Origin of the sequence: Bacillus cereus group sp. BfR-BA-01522, from assembly GCF_022662635.1 — a bacterium.
GTDB lineage: Bacteria > Bacillota > Bacilli > Bacillales > Bacillaceae_G > Bacillus_A > Bacillus_A cytotoxicus.
In genome coordinates, this window is sequence record NZ_JAKUDY010000002.1 from 175,950 (window position 1) to 189,120 (window position 13,171).

The following is a 13,171-nucleotide window of genomic DNA, read 5'->3' on the forward strand; positions in this document are numbered from 1 at the left end:
TAATGAAGCGAGTTAAAAGGGAGAAGAATTGTAAGTTATCTATAGCAATTGGAAAAAATATCGAAGGGGAATTATATAAAAAAGAAAATATTGGGCGATTGTTAATGGAAGCAGCAGATGAAAGAAAAGATAGTGGAATTACCTTTATTCAAAACGATGGAGTTGAGGATTTTTTATCCTATGAATCTCTCTTAAATCGTGCGGTACGATGCCTTGGTGGATTGCAGAAAAAAGGGATTCAGCAAGGACAACATGTCATGCTGGTATTGGAAGATAGTCGTGATTTTATTATATCATTTTGGGCATGTATACTCGGAGGGATTATACCTGTACCACTTGTTTATCCGACTTCGCTGAAGATGAAAAATTCGATTTTGGATAAATTATTTGTTGTATGGAATTTATTAGAGAAACCGGTTATTTTATCGGATGATCATGTCGTGAATCATCATGAAAAGATTGAATCGCTTCTAGCGGTAAAAGGAATGGAATTTCTTTCGATATCAACATTGTATAGTGCGAATGAAGGAGGAGAAATCAATCTTGCACCTTCTGATACACCTGCCTTTATTCAATTTAGCTCGGGAAGTACGAGTGTACCGAAAGGTGTTATTTTAACGCATCGAAATTTATTAACAAATATAGAGGCAATGATAGCAGGAATTCATCTCAATCATGAAGATAAATCGTTTAGTTGGATGCCTTATCATCATGATATGGGGTTAATTGGTTTTCATTTAGTACCAACAGCAAAAGGGATTCATCAGTTTAATATGAGTCCGATGAAATTCGTCAAAAGACCAAATTTATGGCTGGATTATATAACAAAACATCGTATTACACTCACTGGTTCTCCTAATTTTGGATATCGTTTACTGTTAAGTAGAGCAAAGGAAGAGCAGTTTAAGAAGTGGGATTTACGATCTTTGCGATTAATTTTTAATGGAGCAGAGCCTATTTCCGTTTCGTTAATGCGTGAATTTATGAGTAAATTGAAACAATGTCATTTAAGAAAAGAAGCAATGTTTCCAGTTTATGGGATGGCGGAAGCTTGTTTAGCTGTCAGTTTTCCAAAGTGGAATGATGAACCTTTCGTGAATTGTATAAACCGTAAAACGCTAGTTTCAGAATCGAGGGTAGAGAAATGTCTAGAAACAGATCGGCAAGCGATGTTGTTAGTTGAAGAAGGTTCTCCTGTAGCAGGAATGAAAATTCGTATTGTGGATGAAGTTGGAAATGTTGTCCCAGAAGGAATAGTGGGCGAAGTGCAAATATATGGTGAAAATGTAACAGATGGGTATATATATAATGATCGTGTTACAAAAGAATCAATCCAGGATGGATGGTTAAAGACGGGGGACACGGGTTTTCTACTGAATGATAGACTTACAATAGTAGGACGAATTAAAGATATTATTTTTGTGAATGGTCAAAATTTTTACGCTCATGATATAGAGGGAATAATTGAAAAGATAGAAGGGGTTAAACCTGGTCGCATTGCAATTTGCGGCTGGCACGATGAAAAAGAAGAGAAAGATAAAGTGGCTCTTTTTTCGAGTCTTCCTATTAAACAAAAAGACACGAACAAAATATATTCTAAAATTGTTAGTCGTGTGAATGAACTGATCGGAATCCCGATTGACTACGTAGTTTTAACGCCTTCTATACCGAAAACGACCAGCGGTAAAGTACAACGTTTCGTATTAATTGACGCATTTAAAAACAATAAATACGAAGGGAAAGTGCTTAGTAGAACGGATTTAAGTGTCGGATTACAAGATGAAAATATAGTAGAAAAACAAGAAAAGAAAGAGAAACAAAAGACTATGGAGTTTGGTAAGTATGCAGAGAAAATTCGAGAAATATGGTCGGAAGTTTTAGAGATTCCTTTGGAGCATACGCCGTATAATGAATCATTCTTATCATTAGGTGGTACATCTATTAAAGCTATTCAAATACTAGGCTATCTTGAAGATGAATTATCATTAACTCTCAGCCATGATATTTTAATCAATTGTCGTACAGTGAATGAAATGGATGAGTATATTGTGAAAGTTGTACAAGGGAATGAAGGGATTGAGAGTGGAAAGGTAAAGGTTTCTTCTCGGAAAATGTCAGAAGAATATGAAGGTGATATTGCTGTTATTGCTCTATCGTGTCGTTTTCCGGATGCTTCAACTCCAGAAGCTTTTTGGGAAAACCTTGTTCAGGGGAAATGCAGCATTAAAGAAATACCATCTGATCGATGGAGCGTAAAGGATTATTATAATCAAATTCCTCAATTTGGAAAGACGTATTGCCGTAAAGGGGCCTTTATTCAAAATCCGTATGCATTTGATGCGAGTTTATTTAACATATCAGAAGAAGAGGCAGCTATTATGGACCCGCAGCAACGTATGATTCTTGAACTCACATATGAATTGATAGAAAGAGCTGGTTATACGACGCAGATGGTTGATGGAGAAAAAGTGGGGCTTTTTATTGGAGCAGGTATGAATTCTTACTATGAATACCATTTAAGTACGTTAAATCGTCAAAACTTACAAACGTTCGATAGTTTTAAGGCTCTTCCGAAAGTGCAACAAGAAGCTATTATGAATGAGTGGAAAAAGAAATTTGGAATCATGGCAGCGCATCCTAATATTTTAGTAGATAACATTTTAAATATGATTGCAGCACGTACATCGCAAGAATTTAACTTTAAAGGTCCAAGTATGGTTGTTGATACAGCGTGTTCTTCATCATTAGTCACTCTTCATATGGCATATGAGTCGTTAAAAAGAGGGGAATGTGAAGTTGCGATTGCTGGTGGTATTAATTTATTGTTAACGCCAGCTCCATATATATTTTTTAGCCATGCAGGAGCATTATCTTCCAGCGGGCGTTCCATGGTGTTTGATGAACAAGCGGACGGATTTGTTCCTGGTGAGGGAGCGGGTCTTGTTATGTTAAAGACTTTAAAGAAAGCAAAGGCAGATGGAGATAAAGTATTAGCGACTATAAAAGCGAGTACGATTAATAACGATGGTCGTTCTATTGGAGTTATGGCGCCAAATCCAGATGGACAAAGAGAAGTTATTGAGTCGTTGTATGTGGAAAATGAAATCAGTCCTCAAACAATTCAATATGTTGAGGCACATGGTACAGGGACACGGGTTGGTGATCCGAGTGAAGTGCGTGCGATTGATACTGCATTTCGTAAATGGAATGTAGGCCAACAATCCATTGCAATCGGCTCTGTAAAAGCAAATATCGGACATTTGCTAGGAGCAGCAGGAATTGGAAGTTTCATAAAAGTGATTATGTCACTACTGTATCGCAAAATGCCACCGAATATAAATATCTTTACTCCAAATCCGATGATTAAATTAGAACAAACGCCATTTTATTTATTAGATGAGCCGAAAGAATGGAGTAAGGAAAAAGGGGTTCCGAGAAGAGCTGCAATTAACTCGTTTGGATTTGGTGGAACAAATTGTCATTTAATTGTAGAGGAAGCATCAGAAACAAAAGAAGTGAAAGTAAATCAAGCGATAGAGCTTCCAAAACATGTATTATGTTTATCTGCTCATAGTGAATCTGCATTACAACAAAAAGTGACAAACCTTATTGCGTGTTTAGAAGACTCTTACGAATATTCTTTAGGGGACGTATGTTATACAGAAAATGTAACAAGGACACCTTTGAAGCATCGTTATTCTGTAATCGCAAGTTCAATAGATGATTTAATAGAGAAATTGAAAAATAGTTCATTAGACAATACGATGGTGCAAGCATCTCCTAAAGTTGCGCTCATGTTTACTGGTCAAGGTTCACAGTATGCAGGAATGGCGAGACAGTTATATAAACTTGTTCCACGGTTTAAAAAATATGTAGATGATTGTTCGGAAGCATTTTATCCTATTTTAAATCAAAGTATTGTGGACTTATTATATGTAGAAGCAAATGAGTCTCTACTTGCTCAAACTCATATTACGCAACCAGTTGTATTTACAATCGATTATGCTCTTGGAAAATTACTTTTAGATTTAGGTGTGAAGCCTGCGTGTATGTTAGGTCATAGTGTAGGTGAGTGGGTGGCTGCTTGTTTATCAGAAATGATTACGTTGCAAGATGCAGCAAGGCTTGTAGCGATTAGAGGGGAGTTGATGAATGAAATTCAAACAACTGGCGCAATGACAGCTATATTTAGTTCAATCGCTACAATTGAACCGTTGCTAGAACCATTTAAAGATTCTTTATGGTTTGCTGGCTATAATATTACGCATCAAGTCATTTCAGGACAAGCGGAAGCGATGGAGAAGTTTTTAAGTTTGCTTGAGAAGAAAGGGATTGTATTTAAAAAATTAAAAGTTTCACAGGCATTTCATACACCGCTCATGGAAACGATGCTAGCGCCATTTAAAAAGGAATTAAGTGCAATTACATTTAATAAACCGAAAATTCCTATTGTTTCTAATGTTACAGCGGAGTATATAAGCCAACCAATTCATCCGGAATATTGGCTAGAGCATATTCTTGGAACTGTGAAATTTGAGCAAAGTATGAAATATGTCCTTGATAAAGGAATTAATATTTTTGTGGAAGCAGGTCCTGATAAAGTATTGACCAGTATGGCAAACGGCCTTATTTCTTATAAAGACAAATGTCTTATTTCGATGATTGAACGAAAAAAAGAAAATTGGGATGTATATGTCAATGCAGTGAGTAAATTGTACACGCTAGGTGTAAATATAGACTGGAAAACATTTATGAAGGATTATGGGAATGAACGGGTTATATTGCCATCTTATCCATTTGAACACAAGATTTTTAAACCGGATTTTGGAGAAGAACTTCGTTTTATGGACTGGCTTTATGAATGGAAATGGGAGATGGAAACACCTCTTTATATAGAAAATGACAAACGAGGCTCTATTCTTGTTTTCGACGATGAACAACAGGTAGGAAAAGAAGTATGTGGTATTTTGGAGCAGATTAATACTTCGGTTTATGTGGTCATTCCTGGTAATGAATTTCACTATGATGGAGATACACGTTTTACAATTCGTCCTGAAAGCATCGAAGATTATATGATGATGTTACAGCATATACAAGGGGATAGTATCTCTATTATTCATTTATGGAATGGTACAAAAGAAAGTGTAACTCCAACATTATTTCTTCAAGATGAAAGTGCGTTATTTCAAACATCTTATAGCATTATATTGATGGCAAAAGCTTTAAAGATAAAAGCATATAAGAATGTAGAATTTATAGTTGTTACAGATAGAGCCTTTGCCGTGTTACAGGATGAGGAAATTCAAAAACCGCAGCAATCTATATCTGCGGTAATTGGGCAGGTAATTGATCAAGAAAATAGTGAATTTAGCAGTTGTATATTGGATGTAGACAACAGGGCATATGAGAATAAATTTGCAGAATTAGCAGAACTCATTGTACGCGAATTAAGTATGGGTAGACAGGAAGAAGCGATTGTTGCGATTCGAGGTGGTAAACGCTTTGTTCGAAAACTAGAAAGAATTGTGCCTAGTAAGAAACAGGAAATTACAATACAAGATAATGAAACATATGTCATTACTGGAGGAACGGGGCATATTGGTGGAGAGATTGCACGCGCTTTTTTTAAAAAAGCAAAAGTGAATTTGGTTTTAACAGGAAGAGAGCAACTGCCTTCTAGAGAAGAGTGGAAGAAGGGAAATTTGAGTTCGAAAGTAGTAAGTAAAATAAATGTAATACAAGATTTAGAAAATCAAGGAGCGAAAGTTGAATACTTTGCAGTAGATGTTACAAATGAACAAAAAATGAAAGAAATGATACAAGCTGTTAAGCAACTGTATGGTTCTATACATGGTGTTGTACATGCTGCGGGAACTATTCATCATTCTGCAGGTAAACTTTTAAGTAAAGATTTAAACGACATCCAGCAAGTGATGTCTTCAAAGGTACAGGGCACAATCATAGCCGATATGGTAACAAGACAAGAACCATTGAAATTTTTTGTAACACTATCTTCTATTTCAGCATCTAAAAAGATATGGGCGGCAAATTTAGGGGACTATGCAGCAGCGAATGCTTTTTTAAATGGTTATAGTCAGTATAGAAAGAATACTGGTGCACCTGGTCGTTCGTTATCTATAAATTATTCTTTATGGGCTGATAAAGGGTTGTCAGAAATGTTTGGGGATTTATCTGCTCTTGCAGTAAAAGCGCAAAAACTAAATCCGCTTTCATCAGAAGGCGGAACGCAAGCATTTTTTGAAGTGCTGCAATATGAGGGGAAAAGTGTTGTTCATATTCTCGATCGGCAGGAAGATTGTGTAGCAAACAATGTAGCAGAAAAGGTGGTCGTATTATCTCCTTCCAATGAGCCTGCACATCCTGTTCGCTATAAAACTGCAAAAGAAATAAAAGAAATTGTGTATCAAGTAATTGCGGCAGAAATAAATTGTGATGCTGAAAGTCTTGAAGTTACAAAGAATTTCTTGGAGTTATCGATTGATTCATTAAAAGCTACGAAAGTGATTGCGGAAATTGGAAAACAATTAAATACAGAATTATATCCTACTTTATTATTTGAATATCAAACCCCAGAAGCACTAGCTGAATATATTGAAAAAACGTATGCAGTAAATCGTCAAGAAAAGGTAGAAGTGAGGCAGAAAGAAAAGATAGGTAAAGATGAAGAATCGGTAAAAGATATCGCAATTATTGGTATGAGTGTTCGAATACCTGGGGCAAATAATTTAGAAGAATACTGGAAGATATTACGAGAAGGGGAATGTATGATTCAAGAGGTTCCAGAGGATCGTTGGAGAAAAGAATATCATTATAGTTCAGATCAAGGGATATTGCATAAAACTTACTCTAAACACGGTGGGTTTATTGAGAGACCATATGACTTTGATCCGTTATTCTTCGGCATGTCCCCGAAAGAAGCGGAAGCAACTGATCCACAACAAAGAATCTTTATGCAAGTTGCTTGGGAAGCTTTGCAACAAGCGGGTTATGGTGGAAAGCATCGAACAAATCAGATCGGTGTGTTTGTCGGATGCGAACAGAATACGTATATGGAGCACTTTATTGGATATCGTTATTACATGATGATGAAAGATGTATTAGAGAAAGAGAACACTTTTGCACATCTTCCTCTGTCAGATCGCCAAAATCTTCTTAAACAGATGGTACGTATATTAGAGCCTGGACAACTAGTGGCAGATGCAATTGCAGGAAATGGATTGAATGAGGTCGCTGCAAGGGTTAGCCATTGTTTAAATTTAACGGGACCAAGCATGATTGTAAATACCGCTTGTTCGTCTTCTCTTGTTGCTCTTCATCATGCATGTCAAAGTATACGACAAGGTGAAACGAATATGGCGATAGCAGGAGGTGTGAATTTAAACTTATCACCTACGCCATTTGTTAGTTTGAGTAGAGTGACAGCCTTATCATCCAATGGAAACTGTTATCCTTTTGATGCAAGGGCAAATGGTATGGTTTTATCGGAAGGAGCAGGGGCAGTTCTTCTGAAATCATTAGAGCAGGCAATGGAAGATGGGGATCATATATTTGCTGTTATTAAAGGATCGGCTATTAATAACGATGGACGTTCTCAAGGCATTACAGCACCGAGACCTCAAGGACAGGCAGAAGTGATTCGAAGCGCATATTTGAATGCGAATGTTCATCCAGAAACAGTCTCATATATTGAGACGCATGGAACGGCAACACCATTAGGAGATCCAATTGAAGTAGAGGGGATGACTCGCGCTTTTCGTACTTTTACAGATAAAGAAGGTTTTTGTGGGATTGGATCTGTCAAATCATCTATCGGTCATATGCTTTCAGCAGCAGGGATTGTTAGCCTTGTTAAAGTAGCGCTTGCGATGAAACATAAAGTGATTCCGCATACAGTCAATTATGATACGCCAAATCCAAATTTAGATTTTCAACATTCACCGTTTTATGTAGTAGCGAAACAACCTCAAATTTGGGGTGACGAGAAACAAAATCATCCGCTACGAGCGGGTGTAAATGCTTTTGGGTTTGGTGGGACAAATGCTCACGTTATCCTTGAAGAGGCACCAATTTTGCAAAGAAAAGTGAATCATTCTGTACCTGAAATGAAAAGGCCTTCTTTATTGCTGCTTACTGGAAGAACAGAGAAGGTAATCCAAAACGTTGCAATGCGTTTAAAAGAACATATAAAGCAGAATCCAGATCTTTGTGTTCCCGAAGTTTGTTATTCTATGAATAGTTCGCAAAAAGAGTTATCGTGCAAAGTAGCAACGGTGATTAAATCGAAGGAACATCTTTATTCCGTTTTAGAAGCGATTGAAATGGGAAGAGAACGCTCTGAAGTGATAAAAGGTCGTTCAAATCCAAATAAACGAATGACAACTCATTTTCTATTTGATGGTACATTATGCTTGGATAAAGCACATATAAAGCAATTGAATGATACATTTTCTATTTTTCACGCAGCGTATAAAAAGTGTTTAGATGTGTTTGAAACGGAAGAGAATGAAAATAGTACTTCTTATCGACAAATACAAAGTTTTTCGTGTCAATATGCGATTGGAAAATTGTTGTTGCATTCTGGAATACAGCCTAAAAGTTTCGTGTGTGAAGGAATTGGGATTCTTGTTGGGGCTGCGTGCACAGGAATCATTACGGTAGAAGCGGCAATCCAATTTATTAAAGGGAATAAAAATCTAACAAGTGAAATTTTGCAAAATAGAAACGATACAGAATATAAATATACGATTATAACTCCGATGGGAATTATCCATAAAGAGCATACGGATATTTTAAAATCTTTATGTATGACAGATATGCAGTATACGATAACGACAAAGGATATTGCCGAATATGTAGATAAGAATGATGTTGTGATTCAATGCGGAATAAGTAAGAGTGATTTGCAAGGAAGATTAATATCAATGGATATAGGCAAAGTTTCTGATTCGGTACATGAGCTTCTTTTGTGTATGGCTAAACTTTATACGTTAGGTGTGAACTATAATTCAGTTGCATTTTTTGAAGGAAATGAGAACCGAATACCGTTACCAACATATCCATTCGAAAATAAAATGTACAAAGTTACGTTCGAAGATGAAAACATATATAAAGAAGCACTTTCTAATACGGAGTTACACCAAAAGAGTAATCTAGTTGAAAGAGATGTGCATAAATTAGTTCCACTTCATCTAGATGAAACTGTACAGGATTCTGAAAAAAGTAAAAATATGAAACAGCTCAATCATGACTTAGTCATGTTATTTGGAAACATAATTCAATAAGGATCAAATATTGTGATTGGATAGCGACATAGCGTATATAGAATAGTACCTATGTTGCTATTCATTATTTATATTCTAGAATACAAAGTCACCTGGAATGATAGCAGTTTTATTTCATAGAGCGGTAAGGAGAAAGGAAACGATAATATGATTTATAATTTAGATGAGAAGATAAAAAAAAAGGTTGTTTTTCTATTTTCAGGACAAGGCTCTCAATACTATCAAATGGGAAAGGAATTATTTTTTCGTTTTAATCGCTTTCAAGAAATCGTCATGGACTTCGATCGAATTGTACAAGATTGGATTGGGAAATCAGCTGTAGAAGAATTATATGGTACAAAGCAAGTAGCACATTCGTTTACAGAAACAATGCTGACGCATCCGTCTATATTCATAGTGGAATATGCGTTAGCTCGCTTTTTAATCGAAAGTGGTATTAAGCCTGATTATGTAGTGGGAACGAGTTTAGGTGAATTTACTGCATTGGCTGTATCTCAAGTAATGACACCAGAATCAGCGCTAGCATGTGTGTTAAAACAGGCGCAACTGGTAGAAAGAGATTGTGAACCAGGAAATATGTTGTTGATTCAAGAAGATGTGAGTTTGTTTTACGAGACAGATTATTTATATTGCCGAAGTGATTTGGCAGGAATACAATCGAATCATCATTTTGTCATATCTGTAGTGAAACAGAATATGAAAGAGATAGAACAATTTTTAAGATTACATAATATAAACTATTATAAGTTACCTATTTCTCATGCATTTCATTCGACTTCCATGGAGGTAATAGCAAATGAATATAAGAAATTCTTGAGCAAAATAAAATATAATAAAGTGAATATTCCGTTAGTTTCTTCGGTAGATGGACAAATGAAGAAAGAAATATCATCTGATTACTTATGGGAGGTTACGAGAAAGCCAATCTATTTTTGTAAAGCGATATGTACGCTGCAGAAAATATGTTCTGATGCCGTATTTCTTGACTTAGGTCCAGGGGGGACGCTTCATAATTCATTGCGATATATAGGAAATCAAAATACTTCTTATCATAGTTTCCCTCTTATGAAGCCTTATCAGAATGCTGTTTGTGTTGAACAAATAAAAGAGTGGATCCGATAGTAGGGAGGAGTTACTGTTGAAACTTTCTAAATTAATAGCCGTTCAATTAACTGAAGATGTTCCTATGATAGATTTAGAGATTATTTTGTCTTTTGTAAATCAACAAAAGCGCAGTAAATTGAAACAATATAGAAATATGAAAGATGTTCGCAGATCTCTTGTAGCGGAGTTAATTATTAGATTAGAAGTTCTGAAACAAGTAGAAATGAATAATGATGAGATTATATTTTTAAATAATGCCTATGGAAAACCGTTTTTACAAGGCCTAGATTTTTTCCATTTTAATATTTCCCATGCTGGTGAATGGGTGGTATGTGCATTTGATGGTATGTCTATCGGAGTGGATATTGAAAAAGTTGAGCGGATTGATCTTGATATAGCAAAACATGTTTTCTCGAAAAAGGAATACGAAAATTTGATGTTACAAAATGAACAGAAACAATTAGAGTGTTTTTTTGAATATTGGACAGCAAAAGAAAGTTATATAAAGGCTATTGGAAAGGGACTGTCTATTCCTTTAAACTCTTTTACAATTGATTTTGAACGGGCGAGTATTATTGCTGAGGAAACAGAATCAAAAGATTGGATGCTGAAGTCGTATGAACTCGACCTACAGTATAAGGTGACACTATGTACGAAAAATGCGTCATTTCCTGAAGATATAATGATACGAGAGGAAAAACAAGTGTATGATGAAGTGTTATCATACGTGATGAATCGCATAACAAAGTAAGTATACATAAAATGCTTGTAAACAAATGAAGGGTAGCAGTTTCCCTTTTTTATCATTTCTATCGGTTACATGATGAAATCTTACACTTCTGTAAGGTAAGTGTAAGGAAGTTCGATGGTAACAAATTGTCAGTCTTTTTATAATAAAGGTAACAAAGATGAATCGAGGAGGAAAAAACATGAAAGGATTAATCGTAACGACTTTAACAGTGGCATTTGGCTTTGTTGCGTATGAAAAGTTAATGAGTGTCATTGAGGTTGTGAAACATTTAGTAGCGTAGAAGAAATATGTTTATATGAGAAGGGGAAGGGAATGGGTAGATGAATGGAATGGTTATTTGGAATGATAGGTATTGGTAGTGTTATATTATTGTTATTTGTTCCAGTTGGTATATTAAGTTCGACCACAAGTTTATTTTTTCTATGTTTGCTTGCTTTCATTATGCTGATTATTATGTTTTTAGTGAAGCAAAGTAAACCGATCTTCTTTTTTAGCATAATTGTGATGGCAGTTATTGCTCTTCAGGTCATTCTTCTTTTTATCTATCCTACAATTACTCGTGCTTTCCAGTAATTTAAAATCTTCTGCGGTAGTTGTTGAGGATGTTTACCGCATGAAAAATCAGTATTTCTTTTGTTTATTTAGTAGATTTAAATGTAAAAAAAGAATATTTTTATATTTCGAACAAAGAGGTTTCGAATGTTGTGTTCTGATTCTTCATTTGATATATTTACTTTGAAGAGACTAAAAATCTAAAAAAAAAGAGGCGAACGTATGGATAAAAAAGAAAATACGGTCGTATTGTTTCCGCAGTTGTCAGAGCGCTATATTGATCAAGGTTTTTTGGCGCTAAAAGAAAGGGAATTTGAAGAGGCGTTGCGTTGTTTTGAAATATTACGTCAGTATAATGCAGAAACAGAACAAACAGAATTGGCCTCGGTAATTTGTTTACTAGAATTAAAACGAATCGAAGAATCTAAAAAACAATGTGAGAAGTTGCTGGAAACAGGAACAGTTTTGTTTGGGGATATCCTTGAAACATATGTAACGATTTTAGTGCAAACAAATGATTATGAAGGTGTCATTCAAACGGTTGAAGAAGTGCTGCAGACGAAAGAACTGCTCCCGGAACAAAAAGAGAAATTAGCGCAGCTTGCTTTATTTGCACAAGGTATGCTTGGTGGGGAAGAACTGCCTCCGATAGGTTCTAATTTTGAATTGAACGAATTTGCAAATGAACTATTTTCAGATAACTTCGGGCAGCAGTTGCGAGCGATTAATGGTCTTTTATTAAAGGATCTTGATAAGGCGCTACCTGCTTTACAGAAGTTTCTTTTGGATGACAAGCAGCACCCTTATTTGAAAACTTCTATTTTATATAAGATGGTAGAAAATAAAATGGAAAAAGAGGTAGAAGTAGAGAAATTCGGTGAAACAATTACAGTTATTCCGGCACAGGTAGGTCATGATGAAGAGCAATCTGAAAAGATTATACATATATTATCGAATCGATTAGAAAATGATTACCCTGATATATTTAAGACAATTATTACATATTGGAGAGAGATGCAAACGAGCATTTTTCCTTTCCCTCTATTAATGAATAACCCAAAAGTTTGGGCAGCTGTTTTAGAGAGAATAGGAAGAAAACGTTTCGGGTTAATCGTCGATGAAGAGGAACTCATGAAAGTGTATCATATTCATTTAGAGGAATTTCATATTGCCTATCAATGGTTTTTACGTGTTGAGAAGGAAGGATATTTCCCTGTATAATTATGAAAAAGAATTGTTCAGTTATTGAAACGAGAATATTCTATGTTATAATGTAAGGGTTGCAAAAGGCTGAAGTCTGCCTGTTTGTAAGAGGAGAGAAGGATACTTCTCTTACTTAATATGTCTCATATTATTCTCGAACAAAATATACCTTAGTTGTTTTTTGTAAACAACGAATAGATTAGAGCGATGTATCTGAAAGCTTTTGCTCGAAGATAAAAATGCCTGCACTCATTGGGTG

General features: G+C 35.5%; 5 protein-coding genes. All 5 read left to right on the top strand.

Annotated features, from left to right (window positions below; genetic code table 11):
• Positions 1–2: 2 nt before the first annotated feature.
• The 5 genes from MR059_RS03585 to MR059_RS03605 all read left to right on the top strand — a co-directional run bounded on the left by MR059_RS03585 (position 3) and on the right by MR059_RS03605 (position 12,930).
• Entirely contained in the window at positions 3–9,302 is a 9,300-nt protein-coding gene (locus MR059_RS03585) for a type I polyketide synthase (RefSeq protein WP_012095652.1), read from the top strand.
• Between the two features lie 147 nt (positions 9,303–9,449).
• On the top strand, positions 9,450–10,424 hold the full coding sequence (locus tag MR059_RS03590; RefSeq protein WP_087095386.1) for an acyltransferase domain-containing protein: 975 nt from the start codon (positions 9,450–9,452) through the stop codon (positions 10,422–10,424).
• 16 nt (positions 10,425–10,440) lie between these two features.
• Positions 10,441–11,157 (top strand): 4'-phosphopantetheinyl transferase family protein, encoded by a 717-nt coding sequence (locus tag MR059_RS03595; RefSeq protein WP_012095650.1) that lies wholly within the window; start codon positions 10,441–10,443, stop codon positions 11,155–11,157.
• Positions 11,158–11,481: 324 nt separating this feature from the next.
• Positions 11,482–11,730, top strand: a complete 249-nt coding sequence (locus tag MR059_RS03600) for a hypothetical protein (RefSeq protein WP_012095648.1) — start codon at positions 11,482–11,484, stop codon at positions 11,728–11,730.
• Positions 11,731–11,931: 201 nt separating this feature from the next.
• Positions 11,932–12,930 carry a hypothetical protein gene (locus MR059_RS03605; RefSeq protein ID WP_012095647.1) on the top strand — a complete coding sequence of 333 codons (999 nt, stop codon included), beginning with the start codon at positions 11,932–11,934 and terminating at the stop codon, positions 12,928–12,930.
• Positions 12,931–13,171: the final 241 nt, after the last annotated feature.